Source organism: Pseudophaeobacter sp. (genome assembly GCF_039971195.1).
In the GTDB taxonomy this organism is placed as follows: Bacteria; Pseudomonadota; Alphaproteobacteria; order Rhodobacterales; family Rhodobacteraceae; genus Pseudophaeobacter.
On record NZ_JBDWPJ010000179.1, the window covers coordinates 1 to 17,908 of the forward strand.

Below are 17,908 nucleotides of genomic sequence, written 5' to 3' on the forward strand. Positions count from 1 at the left end.
AGGGCTTGGCCAGGCGGCTGTCGATCTCAGAAGGGCGCTGGCAGGAACGGGTTGAACTGGTTTTGCCACAGGGCAGCTCTCAGTTGGATCTGACCCTCACTACGCCAGGCGCTGAGCTGGTCGATCTGCTGGCCCCAATTCGCCAGACCATGACAGATCTGCGCAGTCGTATCGCCTCCTGGCTCTTTGCCGGATTGCTCTGCGGCATGGGGCTGCTGGCTGTTGGGCTGGGCAGCCGGGGCGAAGCCCTGCGCATTTTCCGCACCAGCTGCGCGGTTCTGGGTGGTAGCGCCTGCATTATCATCGCAGTTTACGGCGCGTTCAGCATCTTTCACATCGTCGCTATGGCTCTTGTTGTGGGAATTGGCGTGGATTATGATCTCATCCTGACCGGCATGAAGGGAGACAAAGACAGCAAGACCTCTGCCAAATCAGTCTTTGTATGCGCGGGCTCCACCTTGATCGCCTTCCTTGTCCTTTCCCTTTCTGAAGTTCAGATCCTTCATCAGATAGGTGCAACAGTGACTATGGGACTGATGTTGATGCTGTTTCTGACCCTTGCCCAGACCAAACGAAATGAAGACCTATGACGAATTTACCAGGTGCCAATGATATCGGCATTTCCCATAGCACGCTTGTGTCCTGCCTGGGCCGAGGACGTGCCGCCCATGTGAGAGCGCTGCGTGATGGCACCTCCGGGCTGCGCGAAGACCATCATCTAGACCTGCCCTTCAGTTGTTATCTCGGTGAAGTCGATGACCTGGCCGCCCTCTCTTTTCCAGTAGACCTGAGCGTCTATGACAACCGGGCCAATCGCCTGGCCCTGGCCGCACTGGAAAGTGATGGCTTTGATCAGGCTGCACTGGCAACGCGGGAAAAATGGGGTGCGGCGCGCTGTGGCATTGTCATGGGTACTTCCACTGCGGGCGTTGAGATGTTGGAACGTGTTTATCGGGCGCGAGAATATGACGCTCCAATGCCCGAAAGCTATTCGATGCGCCATCATGACAGCCAACAGGCTGTTGCGGCTTTTCTGCAGGACTATCTGGATTTCCAGGGGCCAAGCTATTCGATTTCTACCGCCTGCTCCTCCTCCGCAAAGGCGCTGGTAGACGCCTATCAACTCATCGAGGCCGGTCTTTGTGACGCGGTTCTGGTTGGCGGTGTCGACAGCCTTTGCCTGACTTCGCTCAATGGGTTTGAATCACTGGAGTTGATCTCACGCAGCCCCTGCAAACCCTGTGACAGCAACCGTGATGGACTGTCCATCGGCGAGGCCGCAGCCTTTTTGATCGTTGAACGCGACAGCAAAAACTGCATCCGGATGAGCGGTTTCGGCGAGAGCTCGGATGGAACCAATATGTCCACCCCTCCCGAAGACGGCGCCGGTGCGGCCGCAGCAATCCGGCAGGCGCTGCAGCGTGCCTGCCTCACAGCGGCGGAGATCGACTATGTCAATCTACATGGCACGGCCACGGTAGTGAATGACGCTGCCGAAGCTCAGGCCGTCAGCTCAGCAATCGGCGCGCAGGTCCCCGCCTCTTCCCTGAAAGGCGCCATTGGCCATACACTGGGCGCAGCTGGCGCCGCCGAGGCCGTGTTGTGCCTCTATGCGTTGCAAGAAGGCATCATTCCCGGCAACCCCGGCCTCGAACACCTGGACCCCAAAGCCCTGCCAAACGTTGCAGCACAGTGCCGTGACGCAGCTTTGAAACATGTGGTTAGCAACTCGTTTGGCTTTGGTGGCTCCAACTGCGCATTGGTGTTGAGCCGATGACCCAAACCCAGATCTATGTAGATGCCCTGTCGCTGATCGCCCCTTCAAAGGACGGAACCCAGCCCCTGGCGAGTTCCCTTGCAATCGCCGACTTTACGGCCTTCCCCGAGGGCTGGAAACCCAGCCCCAAAAGTATCCCTGCGCGCGCCCATCGGCGCTATAGCCCGCAAACGCTTTTGGCGATTCAGGCGGCAGAGGAGATTGCCCCGGTGCTGGCAGAAGATGCCGCCTGGGTCTTTGGTTCCGCTTATGGAGAAGGCGAGACCCTACAGCTGATCCTCGAAGCGCTGCGCGGCCCGACCATGGCCATCCGACCCACTCGGTTTCAGAACTCGGTGCATAATGCGGCCTCAGGCCAGTGGACTATTGCGCAGAGCATCACAACAGCGGCCACCAGTATCTGCGGTGCCGACCACACTGCGGGCTCCAGCCTGTTGAAGGCCCTGTTGCAGGTGCAGCTTGAACAGCGTCCCGTTGGTGTGGTGCTGTTTGATGCGCCACTTCCTGCGCCACTTGATATATCACATCGCCTGACCTGCCCCGCCGGTGCCGGGCTGGTCCTGTCAAACCGCCAAAGCCCACAGTCCTTTGCCAGCATCACTTTCTCGCTGGTGAAACAGGCTGAGACGCCGCCCCAGACCTGCTATGCCCAAGCGGCACTTGCAACCCTGAACCCGGTGTTCTCCATCCTGCCATTGTTTGAAAAACTGGCCGAAAGTGACCCTGGAGATGTTACTCTTGGCCTCAATGGTCGGATGAATTTGAACCTTGTGGTGACTGTGCTGTGAGCTTTGACACCCTATTGGAACGTATGCCCCACAAAGGCGCGATGCGGTTGATTGAGCGGATCATTTCGGTCAGCGAGACGGAGATTCACTGTCTCGGTGTGCCTCACGACAAGGCGGATTACCCGCTGCGGCTGAACGGTGTCCTATACACCGCCAATCTGGTCGAGCTTGGGGCTCAGGCGGCAGCTGCCCATGCCTCAACTGGGGAATTGAAGGGCAACCATACCGGCCTGCTGATTGGTCTGCAAAACGTCAACCTCATGACTTCCACAGTGATTGATTGCTCAGACACTCTGCACATCACGGCCCGCCAATTGCATTTTGACGGCAATGGTGCCCTTTATGATTTTGAGGTCGGCTCTCAGGGGCAAAAATGTATCGAGGGGCGCGCAACCCTCAAGATGCAGGGAGAAGCAGAATGAAGCGGGCCTTGGTTGTAGGCGGATCCAGTCCGATTGGGCAGGCCGTGAGTAATGAATTGGCGTCTATGGGGATGCATGTCTTTGTTCATGCAAACAGAAACCTGGATCAGGCACAGGCCTGCGTGGACAACATCACCGCAAATGACGGCAGCGCTGAGGCACTGCAACTGGACATCCTGAGCCCCGAGGCCGCCAGCCAGCTGGAGGCGCTTACCAAGAAAGGGTCGATACAGGTGGTGGTACATTGTGTGGGTGGGCAGATCGACAAACCCTTTGCCGCGATGGAATTTGACGATTGGAAGAATGTCATCGACCTCAATCTGACGAGCTTTTATTCAGCTGTCCGGCCGCTGATCTTGCCAATGCTGCGCAGCAGATGGGGGCGTATTATTGCACTGTCTTCCCTGACAGCCGTGCGCGGCAATCGCGGCCAGACCAACTACGCCGCCGCAAAGGGAGGTTTCCTGCCCTTGGTGAAATCCTTGACCCAGGAATACGGCTCGCGTGGCATCACCGCCAATGTGGTGGCACCGGGACTGATCGACACCGCCGAAACGACCAACCTTAGCAACTACGACGAATTGGTAAAAATGACGCCAGCGCGGCGTGCCGGCACGGTCGGGGAAGTTGCCAGCCTCGTCGGCTATCTGGCCAGCGACAAAGCCGGGTTCATTTCCGGACAGCAAATCAGTATTGACGGAGGCTGTTCCTAAGTCAGATTTCCGCAGGTCCGGAGCTATTGATACAGCCCTCAAGCTCAACCAATAGGTCTGAGCGACAGATATCAACATTCATAAAATGGAGCTTGTCTGCTGCGATCTGCCAGTCCTCAAGCAAAAGCTTGCGAATGATGTCATAGTCCTTGGCATGGCGGAAATAGACTTTGAAGTGATCAAAGTCCTCCAAATTCATCGATGTGCCCTGCTGCGCCAGCTGTGGGTTTTCATCGCTAATCAGATAGCGGATGTTTTCCATCAGCGTGGTAAGCTGACGGCGGACATCGCCGGGCCACATTGTCTCTGCGCCCCTGATGCTGGCGGTCCCTGACAGGAAGAAGCGGGTCCCCTGCGCCCTGCCATGACCTGATTCCAGATGTAGTGTGCCCCTGGCAAAACTGGGAGATTTGGGCCCGTATTTTGGTGGGTACTTGTAGGCCGGGCTTTGCAAGGGGTTTTCCACATGCAGATAATCCGCCCGCTTTGACGCGACCAAATAGCCAGTAATCGCGGTGGTATAAGCCCCGATTCCCGTGGCTGCCGGCAATTGAAACTCATCAATGCCGCGCCCATCAAAGGCCAATGCGCGGCCTTTGCAAAAATCCTGATAGATCTCAATTGCGCCTTCCGGGCAGTGATTAATTTGCGGGATAAAATTCCATGACCGCACCAGAGTGTGAAACCCCTTCTGCTGTAGGGTATCTAGAATCGCATTGTAGGCTTGAAAGCTGGAGGCCTCGACATCCTCAAGCCGCCCCAGCTGTCCAAAGAACAAGATCTCATCCCCAAGCTCGATGTAGTGCAATTGCTCATCCAGAATGGACCCGATTGAAGTCTCTGCGCCGCTGTCGCCGTTCCAATTCTCAACAAAATCCACAGCACAACTATCGGATTGCATTGAAATACCCATTCTGGCGGGTAACGTGCTGACATCCACAAAATTTGCGCTTCCGTAGTGCACTTGAAAGACGCAATCCTGTGCGACGGCAGGTGCGGCACCGACTCCTCCAAGGTGATATTCAATTTCTTGAGGGCGGGTGATTGCTTCAGATGTCATACTTGGCCAGCTTGCAGTCTAGGAATTATTCACCCGGTCTGATGAAGGATGGCTGGAGATTTGTAAACAACGAGGACATGCCCCCAACTGCAATGGGATTCCCGAATGGGATCCTTCCCGAGCCGAACGGCTTCCCGCCAGTGACTTGCTTGCTGGCGAGCTTCCTTCAGGGAGACATCCCTGATGCTACCTAGCCCCATCTCCCGTCGTTGACCGTGAATAATGTACCGCAAGAACCACTTACCACCGTCGAGATCGCTTTTCGAAAGCCACAAGCCTGCACCATCGCTATATTTGCCCTTTGAGAGGGTCTTGATCGTTCGTGCTGATAGTTTGTGTAGTGTCGTCAATCCGGTCCACCCCTCAGCCCACCTCTGAGTATGGGATTGAGTGACCCACAATGGAACCCTATGAGACAACTAACTGTCTGGTACGGTTCATTTTGCATTGATCTGAGATTTTCTGAAGCACCCTGATACAGGGTGGTGGTGCCCAGGAGAGGACTCGAACCTCCACATCGTTGCCAATACTAGCACCTGAAGCTAGCGCGTCTACCAATTCCGCCACCTGGGCAGGTGTCGTGAGGGGGCGTATAGGCTGCGGCGCTCGGGGCGTCAAACGGATTTTTGACATTTTTGCAAAAACTCTTTTGCTGCCCGGTCACCGCAGCGATTTTGGGACTTCCCGAGGTTTCGCCCGTTGGTTTGCCTGTCGCGGGCCCGTGGGTCGAACAGAAGTTGCGATTGATCTATGCGGTGGCGAAAAAATTCATCCGTTTGCCGATAAACTCCAAAAACCGGGTCCAGGCCCTATGGCACTCTTCGTTCCACTCGGGGCCCAGCGTATCGGCCAGCGCGGCTGTGAAGCTTTTGATGAAGTCTTCAAAATGAAAATCTGAAATTTCCATGCTGCGGTGCTGCTGGCCCAGTTTGCTCAGGATGGCATCCAGCCGTTCGTTGTGCTCCAGGGCCTCGGCCATATGGGTGAGCGAGGCCAGCATTTTTGCCTCTAGCCGGGCGGTGTCATCGGGGAAGATCGCCCGCGCCTCGGGGCAGAGCTCAAAGAAAGTCCGGTAAAAGGCCGGAATGAAGGCCTCCAGATCCATGCGATCGCTTTCAAGGCTTTGCAGCACCAGGGCTCTGCAGTGACTGGCATCCATTATTGATGATCCGCTCCGGTTGGAAATACTCACTTCAAGTGTATGTTTTGAAAGCTTTGTACGGTTGCATTCTCAATTACATCGGTAAACCTGAATGGGTGGTAAAGCAAACCGATCCTTTGGCTTGTTTCGTTAACGTCAAATGCAGATTCTGCGCCCATTGTGCCCCTCGGCCCCCGTTTTGCGCCTTGTTTGAAAGGCGCAGGAGCGGTAGATCGGGGGCATAGCTATTTGCAGGAGCCAAGAGATGTCCAAACTGGTCACGATTTATGGCGGGTCTGGTTTTGTCGGCCGCTACATCGCGCGCCGCATGGCAAAAGAGGGCTGGCGGGTTCGGGTTGCCGTGCGCAGGCCCAATGAAGCCATGCATGTCAAACCCTATGGGGTGCCGGGACAGGTCGAGCCGGTTCTGTGCAACATTCGCGATGATGCCTCTGTGGCTGCTGCAATGCAGGGTGCCGATGCGGTGGTGAACTGCGTTGGGGTGCTCAATGCCCATGGCAAAAACAGCTTTGCGGCTGTTCAGGTTGACGGTGCTGCCCGGGTGGCGCGGATCGCCCACAAGCAAGACATTGGCCGGTTGGTGCATATCTCGGCGCTGGGCGCTGATGCGGAAGGCGAAAGCGAATATGCCCGCACCAAGGCGCTGGGTGAAGAGGCCGTGCGGGGCTATTTCCCAGAGGCGGTGATTCTGCGCCCCTCGGTGATCTTTGGCACCGAAGACGAATTCTTTAACCGCTTTGCCGGCATGGCCAGCCTGTCGCCGCTGCTGCCTATCGCCAAGGGCAAGACCCTGTTCCAGCCGGTCTATGTCGATGATGTGGCCCGCGCCGCCGTAAAGGGTATTCTGGGCGAGGCCAGCCCCGGCACCTATGAGCTGGGCGGCCCCGAGGTGAAGAGCTTTGCCGCGCTGATGCGGGAAATGTGCGATGTGGTCCTGCGCCGCCGGGTGGTATTGTCGCTGCCGGGCTTTGCAGTATGGCCGCTGGCCTTTGGCTTTGACATGCTACAGGCCTGCAGCCTGCAACTGATCGAAAACAAGGTGCTGAGCCGTGATCAGCTCAAAAGCCTGGCCACCGACAATGTGGTTGCCGAGGGCGCCAAAGGCTTTGCCGATCTGGGCATCACGCCCGAGATGATGGGGCCGATCCTGCCAAGCTACCTGTGGAAATTCCGCCCCTCGGGCCAGTATGACGAGATGACCGCCTCGGCGCGCAACCTCAAGGGCGACGCCTGATTTCAGGGGGTTTGATCACCAATACAAGAAAGGGCGCGGAGAGATCCGGCGCCCTTTTCTTTTGGAGGATTGGGCAGGTTCAGCCTGTGTAGGCATAGCCCAGCAGCACCAGCCCGAGGATCACCCGGTAGATCACATAGGGGGTAAAGCTGACCGAGTGCAGCAAGCGCATCATCAGGGTGAGCGCCGCCAGCGCCGAGAACATCGCCAGAACCGCAGCAATGCCCGCATCGCGCATGAGTTCCAGATTGGCCTCCAGGGCGACTTCGGTGCCCAGCAAGACGCCAGAAGCGATGATGGTGGGGATCGACATCAGCATGGCAATGCGGGCGCCGTCTTCCCGCTTGTAGCCCAGCTGCCGGGCACCGGTGATGGTGATGCCGGACCGCGAGGTGCCGGGGATCAGGGCAATCATTTGCCACAGCCCCATGATCAGCGCATCGCGCAGCCCCCAGTCCGCGGCGGTTTTTACTTCGGCGCCCCTTTGATCAGCCACATAAAGCACCACGCCAAAGACCAGCATGGTCCAGCCGATGACTGCTGGGGACCGCAGCGCATCGCTGAAACCGGTGAAATGCAGGAAAGCGCCAAACAGGACGGTTGGAATGGTGGCAATTATCAGTCCCAGCGCCAGGCGTGAGCCTTCGGTGTCGTTGCGGCCACAGGCGAGGCAGGTCAGCCCCGCCAGCCCCATACGCACATCGCGCCAGAAATAGATCACCACCGCCGCCAGGGTGCCAATATGCACGGCGACATCAATCACCTGACCCTGATCCGTATATCCTGTCAGGCTGGGGAGAAGAATCAGATGGCCCGAAGATGAGACTGGCAGGAACTCGGTGATCCCTTGGATCAAAGCGACAAGAATAAGCTGCAACAGGGGCATGGCGGATGGTCCTGAAAGGGGTTGCCCTGCGGGGGTGCAGAGCGACAAGGCACTCATGCTCCTGTATAAATCCTGCGCGCGGATAGGGAAGAGGGGTTTTGGGTCCGGTTCGGACCTAAAATTCCTGTACATTCCCGCCAGAAACAGTATCAGAGGGAGAAGCTGTCCAAAAAAGGTCAGCACTTGTGACCAATTTAATGCAGCACTCCAAAACGGACCTGTCGCAGCCAGCCACAATAGGGAGTTCGCCCATGGCCAAGCAACCGATGCTCAAATTCGTGAAGATCGATCGCGATATGCCGCAAAAGCGCGCCGCTGATACCCGTCGCGAAGATTTTGATGAGATATATGCGGAATTTGCCGCCGCCAAGGCGGAGGAGCAGTCCAGCCGCTGCAGTCAATGTGGCGTGCCTTACTGTCAATCGCATTGCCCGCTGCACAACAATATTCCTGACTGGCTGCGCCTCACTGCCACTGGCCGGTTGGAAGAGGCGTACCAGACCTCTCAGGCCACCAATACCTTCCCCGAGATCTGCGGCCGTATCTGTCCGCAGGACCGGCTGTGCGAAGGCAACTGTGTGATTGAACAATCCGGCCATGGTACCGTGACCATCGGCGCGGTGGAGAAATACATCACTGATACCGCCTGGGACAAAGGCTGGGTCAAACCCACTGCCCCCCTGCAGGAACGTAGTGAAAGCGTTGGCATCATTGGGGCCGGCCCTGGTGGTCTGGCGGCGGCGGATATGCTGCGCAAGGCAGGCATCCAGGTCACTGTCTATGATCGCTATGACCGCGCCGGCGGCTTGCTCACCTATGGCATTCCCGGTTTCAAACTGGAAAAAGACGTGGTGATGCGGCGCAACCAGTTGCTGGCAGATGGCGGCGTCAACTTTGTGATGAACTGTAGTATCGGCACTGATATTACCTTTGAGGAAATCCGCGGCAAACATGATGCGGTGATCATCGCCACCGGCGTGTACAAATCTCGCGATCTGGAGATGCCCGGCTCTGGCGCCACGGGCATCGTCAAGGCGATCGATTTCCTCACTGCCGCCAACCGGGCGTCGAACTTTGGCGACACGGTTGAGGAGTTCGAAAACGGTACCCTGAATGCAGAGGGTAAAAAGGTTGTGGTCATTGGCGGTGGCGACACCGCGATGGACTGCCTGCGGACCTCGATCCGTCAGGGCGCCACATCGGTGAAATGTCTCTATCGTCGCGACCGTGCCAATATGCCCGGCTCGCAGCGCGAAACCCAGAACGCCGAAGAAGAGGGCGTACAGTTCGAATGGCTGACCGCACCCAAGGGCTTTGCCGACGCGGGTGGTAAGGTTTCCGGCGTGATGGTGCAAAAGATGCGTCTGGGCCAGCCCGATGCAACTGGTCGTCAGGCCCCCGAGGTGATCGAGGGAGCCGATTACGTGGAAGAAGCCGATCTGGTGATCAAGGCGCTGGGCTTTGAGCCCGAAGACCTGCCAACGCTTTGGGGTCAGGCCGATCTGCCCGTGACCCGCTGGGGCACAGTCAAGGCTGCGTACCGCACTGGGGCGACTGATCTGGATGGCGTCTATGCCATTGGCGACATCGTGCGCGGAGCCTCGCTGGTGGTCTGGGCCATTAAGGACGGCCGTGACTGCGCCGATGCCATTGTTGAGCGTTTCAACTCCGCTGCAGCCTCGGTCGCAGCAGAATAACCTGAATCAGCCACCGCAAGGGAGCCAGGGATCATGAGCGAATTGCAAGGACATTGCATGTGTGGCGCCGTCACCGTCTCGATGACGCCGCGCGAGCAGCAGATGCGCGCATGCCATTGCGACGCCTGCCGTCGCTGGACTGGCTCGATGTTCCTGACGATTCCGGCGGCCTCGGGCTATGCGGCCCTGGGCCCGGTGAAAACCTATACCTCCTCTGATTGGGCAGAGCGGGCCTTTTGCGCGGATTGTGGATCTGCCCTTTGGTACCGGGTCACAGCCCCAGGGGATATGCACGGGCAAACCAATATGGCGGCTGGCCTATTTGAAAATGCAGGCGAGACCTCTCTCGACCTGGAACTCTATATCGACAAAAAGCCCGAGGGCTTTGCCTTTACTGGAACGCATCGAAAAATGACTGAAGCGGATGTAATGGCAGCCTATCGCCCTGCGGCAGAAGGAGACAACCAATGACCAATCGTGAAGCAGTCAAATTTGATGCGGACTGGGTGCGCGCCGAAGAAGCCAAGCGCAAATGGATGGCTGAAAATGGTCTCTATACCGAGGAAGAAGAGCATTCTTCCTGTGGTGTTGGCCTGGTGGTCGCCGTTGATGGCAAGGCCAGCCGCAGTGTGGTTGAGGCCGGCATTGATGCGCTGAAAGCGATCTGGCACCGCGGCGCTGTTGATGCCGATGGCAAGACCGGAGATGGCGCGGGTATCCATGTGCAGATCCCGGTCCCCTTCTTCTATGATCAGATCAAACGCACCGGCCACGAGCCGCGCGAAGATCAGCTGATGGCCGTGGGTCAGGTGTTCCTGCCGCGCACTGATTTTGGCGCCCAGGAAACCTGCCGGACCATCGTTGAGACCGAAGTGCTGCGCATGGGCTATTACATCTACGGCTGGCGCCATGTGCCGGTGGATGTGACCTGCCTCGGCGACAAGGCCAATGCCACCCGCCCCGAGATCGAGCAGATCCTGATTTCGAACTCCAAGGGCGTTGATGAGGAAACCTTTGAGCGCGAGCTCTATGTGATCCGTCGCCGCATTGAAAAAGCTGCTGTTGCCGCTGGCATTGGTGAGCTTTATCTGGCGTCGCTCAGCTGTCGCTCGATCATCTACAAAGGCATGATGCTGGCCGAACAGGTTGCGGTCTTCTACCCCGACCTGATGGATGAGAGGTTCGAGAGCGCCTTTGCGATCTATCACCAGCGCTACTCCACCAACACCTTCCCGCAGTGGTGGCTGGCGCAGCCCTTCCGCATGTTGGCCCATAATGGTGAGATCAACACGCTGAAAGGCAATGTCAACTGGATGAAGAGCCATGAAATCCGCATGGCCTCTGCCACCTTTGGCGACCATGCCGAAGACATCAAACCGATCATCGCGGGCGGTGCGTCTGACTCCGCCGCGCTGGATGGCGTGTTCGAGGTCCTGGTGCGCGCCGGTCGTTCCGCGCCGATGGCAAAAACCATGCTGGTGCCCGAAAGCTGGTCGAAACAGGCAGTGGAACTGCCGCAGGCCTGGCGTGACATGTATTCCTACTGCAACTCGGTGATGGAGCCCTGGGATGGCCCCGCTGCCCTGGCGATGACCGATGGTCGCTGGGTCTGTGCTGGTCTCGACCGCAACGGGCTGCGCCCGATGCGCTATGTGGTTACGGGCGATGGTCTGGTGATTGCCGGTTCCGAGGCGGGCATGGTGCCGATCGACGAGGCAACCGTGGTGGAAAAAGGCGCGCTTGGTCCTGGCCAGATGCTGGCTGTGGACATGAAGAAGGGCAAGCTGTTCCACGATACCGAGATCAAGAACAAGCTTTCCGCAGCGCTGCCCTTTGGCGATTGGGTGAGCAAGATCAATGATGTGGATGCCACCCTCGCCACCGTGACCGAAGCGCCCATCTTTACTGGCGATGAGCTGCGTCGCCGTCAGGTGGCCGCCGGCTATACCATCGAAGAGCTGGAGCAGATTCTGTCGCCCATGGCCGAAGACGGCAAGGAGACTCTGGCCTCGATGGGCGATGACACGCCTTCGGCTGTGCTGTCGAAACAGTACCGCCCGCTGTCGCATTTCTTCCGCCAGAACTTCAGCCAGGTGACCAACCCGCCGATCGATAGCCTGCGGGAATTCCGGGTGATGTCGCTGAAGACGCGTTTTGGTAACCTCAAGAACGTGCTGGACGAAGACAGCAGCCAGACCGAGATTGTGGTGCTGGAAAGCCCCTTTGTCGGCAATGCCCAATGGGACAAGCTGGTCGGCCAGTTCAACGCGCCGCTGGCGGAGATCGACTGTTCCTTTGATCCGGCCGAGGGTTCGCTGAGCCAGGCGCTGGAACGTATCCGCGCCGAGGCCGAAGACGCTGTGCGTTCGGGCGCTGGCCATCTGGTGCTGAGCGATCAGTATTCTGATGCCACCCGTGTGGCGATGCCGATGATCCTGGCAACCTCCGCCGTACATTCGCATCTGACCCGCAAGGGGCTGCGCACCTTCTGTTCGATCAATGTGCGGGCGGCGGAATGTGTCGATCCGCATTACTTTGCCGTGCTCATCGGTTGTGGCGCCACTGTGGTCAACGCCTATCTGGCCGAGGATTCGCTGGCCGATCGCATCGAACGCGGCTTGCTGGAGGGCACTCTGACAGAAAATGTCGCCCGCTACCGCGAGGCCATTGACCAGGGTCTTTTGAAGATCATGGCCAAGATGGGTATTTCGGTGATTTCGTCCTACCGTGGCGGTCTGAACTTTGAGGCCGTTGGCCTGTCACGTGCCATGTGCGCCGAGTTCTTCCCCGGCATGACCAGCCGGATTTCCGGCATTGGGGTCAGCGGTATTCAGGTCAAGGCCGAAGAAATCCACGCCAAGGGTTGGAAAGGTGCGGAAAACATCCTGCCCATCGGTGGTTTCTACAAGGCGCGCAAATCCAGCGAGACCCATGCCTGGGAAGCCAGCTCGATGCATATGCTGCAGATGGCCTGCAACCGCGCCTCATTCGAGATGTGGAAGCAATACTCTGCCAAGATGCAGAGCAACCCGCCGATCCATCTGCGTGACCTTCTGGACATCAAACCCATGGGCAAGGCGGTTCCGATCGAAGAGGTGGAAAGCATCACCTCGATCCGCAAGCGCTTTGTCACGCCGGGCATGTCCCTTGGTGCCCTCTCGCCCGAGGCCCACAAGACCCTGAACGTGGCAATGAACCGGATTGGGGCCAAATCCGACTCTGGTGAAGGCGGCGAAGATCCGGCGCATTTTGTGCCAGAGCCCAATGGTGACAATCCAAGCGCCAAGATCAAGCAGGTGGCCTCGGGTCGCTTTGGGGTGACGGCTGAATATCTGAACCAGTGCGAAGAGCTGGAAATCAAGGTGGCCCAGGGCGCCAAGCCCGGCGAGGGCGGTCAGCTGCCCGGCATGAAGGTCACAGATCTGATTGCCCGTCTGCGTCATTCCACCAAAGGCGTGACCCTGATTTCACCGCCGCCACACCACGATATCTATTCGATCGAAGATCTGGCCCAGCTGATCTACGATCTGAAGCAGATCAACCCGCGCTGCAAAGTGACGGTGAAACTGGTGGCCTCCTCCGGGGTTGGTACCATTGCTGCCGGCGTGGCTAAGGCCAAGGCTGATGTCATTCTGGTCTCTGGCCATAATGGCGGCACCGGGGCCTCGCCTGCGACCTCGATCAAATATGCGGGTCTGCCCTGGGAAATGGGCCTCACCGAGGCACATCAGGTGCTGGCGATGAACAACCTGCGCGAACGCGTCACCCTGCGTACCGATGGCGGCCTACGCACCGGACGTGATATTGTCATGGCAGCCATGCTCGGCGCCGAAGAATATGGCATCGGCACAGCGGCGCTCATTGCCATGGGTTGCATCATGGTGCGCCAGTGCCAGTCCAACACCTGCCCCGTGGGGGTCTGTTCCCAGGATCAGGCGCTGCGGGACAATTTCACCGGCAATGCCGATAAGGTGGTCAACCTGATCACCTTCTACGCCCAGGAAGTGCGCGAGATCCTCGCCGCCATTGGTGCACGCAGCCTGGACGAGGTGATTGGCCGCGCTGATCTCTTGGCGCAGGTCAGCCGGGGTTCGGCGCATCTGGATGATCTGGATCTGAATCCGCTGCTGATCACCGTCGATGGCGCTGCGGATATCGTCTACAACCGCGACAAGGACCGCAACGCGGTGCCGGATACGCTGGACAGCGAAATCGTTCGCGATGCGGCGCGGTTCCTGCAGGACGGCGAAAAGATGCAGCTCTCCTATGCGGTGCAGAACACTCATCGGTCGGTGGGCACCCGCACCTCGAGCCATATCGTGCGCAATTTTGGCATGCGCAATGCCTTCCAGCCGGATCACCTGACGGTAAAACTGCAGGGCTCTGCCGGGCAATCGCTGGGGGCCTTTGCGGCGCCGGGGTTGAAGCTGGAGGTCTCGGGCGATGCCAATGACTATGTCGGTAAAGGCCTGTCGGGCGGCACCATCGTGGTGCGCCCACCCATGGCGTCACCGCTGACCGCGAGTGAAAACACCATTGTCGGCAACACTGTTTTGTACGGGGCCACCGATGGTTATCTGTTTGCGGCGGGTCGTGCTGGTGAACGGTTTGGCGTGCGCAACTCCGGTGCGAAAGTGGTGATTGAGGGCTGTGGTGCCTGTGGTTGTGAATATATGACCGGCGGTGTTGCGGTGATCTTGGGCAGCATCGGGGCCAATTTTGGCGCTGGCATGACTGGCGGCATGGCCTATCTCTATGATCCCGAAGGCAAGGCTGAGACCATGATGAACATGGAAGGTCTCGTTACCTGCGCCGTCACCGTGGCGCATTGGGAAGCCCAGATGAAGGGGCTGATTGAGCAGCATCTGGAAGAGACCGGCAGCCGCAAGGCCGCTGAGATCCTGCAGAACTGGGATCTGGAAAAGGGCAACTTCCTGCAGGTCTGCCCCACCGAGATGCTGGATAAACTGGCGCATCCCTTGAGCCTGGAACCATCGGCGGTTCCGGCGGAGTAAGAAGGCCGCGCCTTTTTGTTACTAAATTGTCCCGCAAGCTGGTCGCTTGCGGGGCTTTTTTGTCTTTGCACCTGTCTGGTCGACCTAGTTTGCCTTTACATACCAATCATCAAACCGAGAGATGTTTTCCCAGATGCGAGTGTAGCCATTGGCAGTGAGCAACCTATGTATTCCGTCACGCGGTGGGGCAAAATTATGCTCAATTGTGAGGCAGCCAAAACTCCAGCGCGAGAAATCTACAGCGCTCAGAATATCCAGCTCGCTGCCTTCGGTATCGACAGACATATAGTCGATGTGAGACGGGGCCTTATGACTTTCTAACAGGTCATTTAGCGAGATGGTTTCGACGTCATAATTCTGGCCCCGCAGTTTACGCCGGGTCTTGGTAAAAGAGGAGATGGCGGAATTCTCTCCGCGCGGTGCTTCGGTGAACCTCAGGGTCTCTCCACTGGCCGACCAAACACAGCGTTTATCAATAATGCAGTTGCGGTTTTTGGCCAGATCACTGTGCCACCCCTTGGCAGGCTCCGCCAGAATCCCTGTCCAGCCAAACTGTTTTTCCAGCAGGTAGCTGTTGTTCAGCCCAATGCCATCGGTGGCTCCAAACTCGACAAAGAATCCATCCCGTTTGAAATCATTCTGTATCAGAGCGAAGAGATCCTGACGCAGTTGGGCCTCAGAAGAAGGCAACAAATCAAAACAGGTATTGCGGTGCGCCTGCGGGACTTCTTTCAAGAACTCGAGGTTGTAGTAGCCGTGTTCATGGGCAATTAGCTCCTCATACCGAGCTTTCCGGACTAATTTCCGGTTAAAAAGAGATGAAAAGGGAGATGTGCCCAAAATAGACTCCTAGCTTCAGTTGGTTTTTGTAATCTTGATAGGCGCATAGATCTCTCAGATCAATTCGCATCCCGGTGCTCTGATGCTGACCCAGTGTTTCTTTGTCAGGCTGGTTTTCTTGGTTGGTTCCCGCTCATGTGCTGTCCTATAGAGAGCTATGGCAAAGGCAGTGAAGAAAACCAAAAAGAAGAAATCAACCAGGTCCCGGGTTCAAGAGGCCCTGGCGCAGCCCTGGCGCTGGCTGCGGCGTTGGATACTGCGTCTGCTGCTGGTCTCTGCCGGGGTGATCATGGCATTGGTGCTGTTGTTTTCCGTGGTGAATCCGCCGACCACCCATACGATCTGGAGCGAAAAACGTCGCCTTGGTGATGTGGATCAGGAGTGGGTGCCGATCGAACATATTGCTCCGGTTTTGGCCCGGTCGGTTGTGGCAGCAGAGGATGCGCGGTTCTGCCAGCATTGGGGCATTGATGTGCAGGCCATTCGCGCTGCCCTGGCCGAGGGGCGTGGGCGTGGCGGTTCTACCCTGTCGCAGCAGGTGGTGAAGAATGTTTTCCTCTGGCAGGGGCGCAGCTGGACGCGCAAGGCGCTTGAGACTCTGATCACGCCATTGGTAGAAGCGCTCTGGAGCAAGAAGCGCATTCTGGAGGTCTACCTCAATGTGGCGGAGATGGATGAGGGAATTTTTGGCGCCGAAGCGGCGGCGCGGCACTATTTTGGTGTTGGCCCGGATGAGCTGAGCCCCCGCCAGGCAGCCCTGATTGCGGCGGTGCTGCCCAATCCAAAGGCACGCTCGGCAGCGCGGCCGTCGAACAGGGTTTCCCGCCGGGCGGCAAAAATACAGGACGGAGCGGCCACCATCCGCGCAGATGGGCGCTCGGGCTGTTTCGAGGATTGAAGTTTTGCCGCGCACAGGGCATTGCTGGATTTTAATCCTGCAGCTCGATCCGGAGTTTCAAAAGACCCCATGGCCCGCCTTTATCATGTCCCGCTTTCTCCGTTTTGTCGGAAGATCCGTCTGTCCCTGGCGGAAAAGAAGATTGAAGTGGAACTGGTGGAAGAGCGCTATTGGGAGGCGGACCCGGATTTTCTGCGCCGTAACCCAGCAGGCAAGGTGCCGGTCATTCGCCTGGACGGCAAGATGATGTCGGAAAGCGCGGCGATTTGTGAATATCTGGAAGAGACCCGGCCAACACCTTCGCTGATGCCGAGCGATGCGGATGGCCGCTATGAGGTGCGCCGCATTGTCAGCTGGTTTGATGACAAGTTTCATTCCGAGGTGACCTCAAAACTGCTCTATGAGCGGGTCAACAAGAAGGTCACTGGCGAGGGCTATCCCGATAGCCGCAACGTCAAGGCCGGGGCCAAGGCGATTAAATATCATCTGGACTACATGACCTGGCTGTTGGATCACCGGCGCTGGTTGGCCGGGGATCAGATGAGTCTTGCGGATTTTGCTGCTGCTGCGCATCTGTCGTCGTTGGATTACATCTCGGATGTGGATTGGAACCGGTCAGCGGTGGTCAAGGACTGGTACGCCAAGATCAAGTCGCGGCCGGCCTTTCGGTCGATCCTGGCGGATCAAATTTCCGGGTTTCGCCCGCCGGCCCATTATGCGGATCTCGATTTCTGAGAGACTGGCGTTTTGCTGGTCTTCTACCTGTGCCACTGTCACAGTGAGGGGACTGTCTGCCCCCTTTTGCCTTTGAACAAAGGCAATTCACCCCCGAGGATATTTTTGGCCAAATGAAAGATGCTTCGGAACTCAAGGCACGGCTGGTGCAGCAGGCGCTGGCAGAGGGCTTTGTCTCCTGCAGGATCTGCAGGCCCGGGGATGTGCCGCAGGTGCCGGAGCGGCTGCAGCAGTTTCTGGAGTGCGGCTATCACGGGCAGATGGGCTGGATGGCGGAGCGCAGCCATTGGCGCGGTGATCCCAGTGTTTTGTGGCCTGAGGCGCGATCCGTCATCATGTTGGCAGAGAGCTACACGCCAGAAGAAGACCCGATGGCCATTGTCGGCTGTGCAGATCGCGGGGCGGTCTCGGTCTATGCCCGCAACAAGGATTATCATGATCTGGTCAAAAAGCGCCTGAAGCGGCTGGCGCGCTGGTTGATCGAAGAGGCCAAAAAAAAGGATGCAGCGGCAGAGGTGAAGGTCTTTGTGGATACCGCTCCGGTGCCGGAAAAACCGCTGGGCCAGGCGGCGGGGCTGGGCTGGCAGGGCAAACACACCAATCTGGTGAGCCGAGATTGGGGTAATTGGGCCTTTCTAGGCTCTGTTTTCACCACGCTGGAGCTGCCGGTAGATGAGGCAG

At 57.9% G+C, this 17,908-nt stretch carries 17 protein-coding genes and 1 tRNA gene; 12 read left to right on the plus strand and 6 right to left on the minus strand.

Going from position 1 to position 17,908, the window contains the following annotated elements; all coding sequences use genetic code 11:
• The 5 genes from ABJP42_RS15660 to ABJP42_RS15680 form a co-directional block, all read left to right on the plus strand.
• On the plus strand, positions 1-590 hold a 590-nt coding region (locus ABJP42_RS15660), incomplete at its 5' end, for an MMPL family transporter (RefSeq protein WP_348341988.1).
• On the plus strand, positions 587-1,777 hold the full coding sequence (locus tag ABJP42_RS15665; RefSeq protein WP_348341990.1) for a beta-ketoacyl-ACP synthase: 1,191 nt from the start codon (positions 587-589) through the stop codon (positions 1,775-1,777). The genes ABJP42_RS15660 and ABJP42_RS15665, both read left to right, overlap by 4 nt.
• On the plus strand, positions 1,774-2,565 hold the full coding sequence (locus ABJP42_RS15670) for a beta-ketoacyl synthase chain length factor (protein ID WP_348341992.1): 792 nt from the start codon (positions 1,774-1,776) through the stop codon (positions 2,563-2,565). The genes ABJP42_RS15665 and ABJP42_RS15670 overlap by 4 nt, the downstream gene beginning before the upstream one ends.
• The gene (locus ABJP42_RS15675; RefSeq protein ID WP_348341994.1) at positions 2,562-2,987 is read left to right on the plus strand and encodes an ApeP family dehydratase; all 426 of its coding nucleotides are present in this window, start codon (positions 2,562-2,564) and stop codon (positions 2,985-2,987) included. The genes ABJP42_RS15670 and ABJP42_RS15675 overlap by 4 nt, the downstream gene beginning before the upstream one ends.
• The gene (locus ABJP42_RS15680) at positions 2,984-3,700 is read left to right on the plus strand and encodes an SDR family oxidoreductase (RefSeq protein WP_348341996.1); all 717 of its coding nucleotides are present in this window, start codon (positions 2,984-2,986) and stop codon (positions 3,698-3,700) included. Before ABJP42_RS15675 ends, ABJP42_RS15680 begins: the two co-directional genes overlap by 4 nt.
• A gap of 1 nt (position 3,701) precedes the next feature.
• Here ABJP42_RS15680 and ABJP42_RS15685 read toward each other — a convergent pair whose 3' ends face one another.
• From ABJP42_RS15685 to ABJP42_RS15700, 4 genes are all read right to left on the minus strand, one after another.
• Positions 3,702-4,613 (minus strand): chorismate transformation FkbO/Hyg5 family protein, encoded by a 912-nt coding sequence (locus ABJP42_RS15685; protein ID WP_348341998.1) that lies wholly within the window; start codon positions 4,611-4,613, stop codon positions 3,702-3,704.
• Positions 4,614-4,789: 176 nt separating this feature from the next.
• A complete protein-coding gene (locus tag ABJP42_RS15690; RefSeq protein ID WP_348342000.1) occupies positions 4,790-5,179 on the minus strand; it encodes an Arm DNA-binding domain-containing protein in 390 nt (129 codons plus the stop codon).
• 67 nt (positions 5,180-5,246) lie between these two features.
• Positions 5,247-5,333 (minus strand) — tRNA-Leu (locus ABJP42_RS15695).
• Positions 5,334-5,508: 175 nt separating this feature from the next.
• Entirely contained in the window at positions 5,509-5,919 is a 411-nt protein-coding gene (locus ABJP42_RS15700) for a globin domain-containing protein (protein WP_348342002.1), read from the minus strand.
• A 247-nt stretch (positions 5,920-6,166) separates the two neighbouring features.
• On the opposite strand from ABJP42_RS15700, the gene ABJP42_RS15705 reads away from it, so the two are divergent.
• Positions 6,167-7,156 carry a complex I NDUFA9 subunit family protein gene (locus ABJP42_RS15705; protein ID WP_348342004.1) on the plus strand — a complete coding sequence of 330 codons (990 nt, stop codon included), beginning with the start codon at positions 6,167-6,169 and terminating at the stop codon, positions 7,154-7,156.
• Between the two features lie 79 nt (positions 7,157-7,235).
• On the opposite strand, the gene ABJP42_RS15710 is transcribed toward ABJP42_RS15705, so the two are convergent.
• Positions 7,236-8,042 (minus strand): undecaprenyl-diphosphate phosphatase, encoded by an 807-nt coding sequence (locus ABJP42_RS15710; RefSeq protein ID WP_348342006.1) that lies wholly within the window; start codon positions 8,040-8,042, stop codon positions 7,236-7,238.
• Between the two features lie 251 nt (positions 8,043-8,293).
• On the opposite strand from ABJP42_RS15710, the gene ABJP42_RS15715 reads away from it, so the two are divergent.
• Genes ABJP42_RS15715 through gltB form a run of 3 tightly spaced genes read left to right on the plus strand, consistent with a single transcriptional unit; the run spans position 8,294 to position 14,754 of the window.
• A complete protein-coding gene (locus tag ABJP42_RS15715) occupies positions 8,294-9,739 on the plus strand; it encodes an NAD(P)-dependent oxidoreductase (protein WP_348342008.1) in 1,446 nt (481 codons plus the stop codon).
• 33 nt (positions 9,740-9,772) lie between these two features.
• A complete protein-coding gene (locus ABJP42_RS15720) occupies positions 9,773-10,210 on the plus strand; it encodes a GFA family protein (protein ID WP_348342009.1) in 438 nt (145 codons plus the stop codon).
• A complete protein-coding gene (gene gltB / locus ABJP42_RS15725; protein ID WP_348342011.1) occupies positions 10,207-14,754 on the plus strand; it encodes a glutamate synthase large subunit in 4,548 nt (1,515 codons plus the stop codon). Before ABJP42_RS15720 ends, gltB begins: the two co-directional genes overlap by 4 nt.
• Positions 14,755-14,838: 84 nt before the next feature.
• Here the strand turns inward: gltB and ABJP42_RS15730 are convergent, their stop codons facing one another.
• Positions 14,839-15,489 (minus strand): FkbM family methyltransferase, encoded by a 651-nt coding sequence (locus ABJP42_RS15730; protein ID WP_348342013.1) that lies wholly within the window; start codon positions 15,487-15,489, stop codon positions 14,839-14,841.
• Between the two features lie 262 nt (positions 15,490-15,751).
• Here ABJP42_RS15730 and mtgA point away from each other — a divergent pair, with 262 nt between their 5' ends.
• The 3 genes from mtgA to ABJP42_RS15745 form a co-directional block, all read left to right on the plus strand.
• Entirely contained in the window at positions 15,752-16,492 is a 741-nt protein-coding gene (gene mtgA / locus ABJP42_RS15735) for a monofunctional biosynthetic peptidoglycan transglycosylase (protein ID WP_348342015.1), read from the plus strand.
• A gap of 69 nt (positions 16,493-16,561) precedes the next feature.
• Positions 16,562-17,227, plus strand: coding sequence for an FtsZ-binding protein FzlA (gene fzlA, locus ABJP42_RS15740; RefSeq protein ID WP_348342017.1), 666 nt, complete (start codon positions 16,562-16,564; stop codon positions 17,225-17,227).
• A gap of 113 nt (positions 17,228-17,340) precedes the next feature.
• On the plus strand, positions 17,341-17,908 hold a 568-nt coding region (locus ABJP42_RS15745; protein ID WP_348342019.1), incomplete at its 3' end, for an epoxyqueuosine reductase.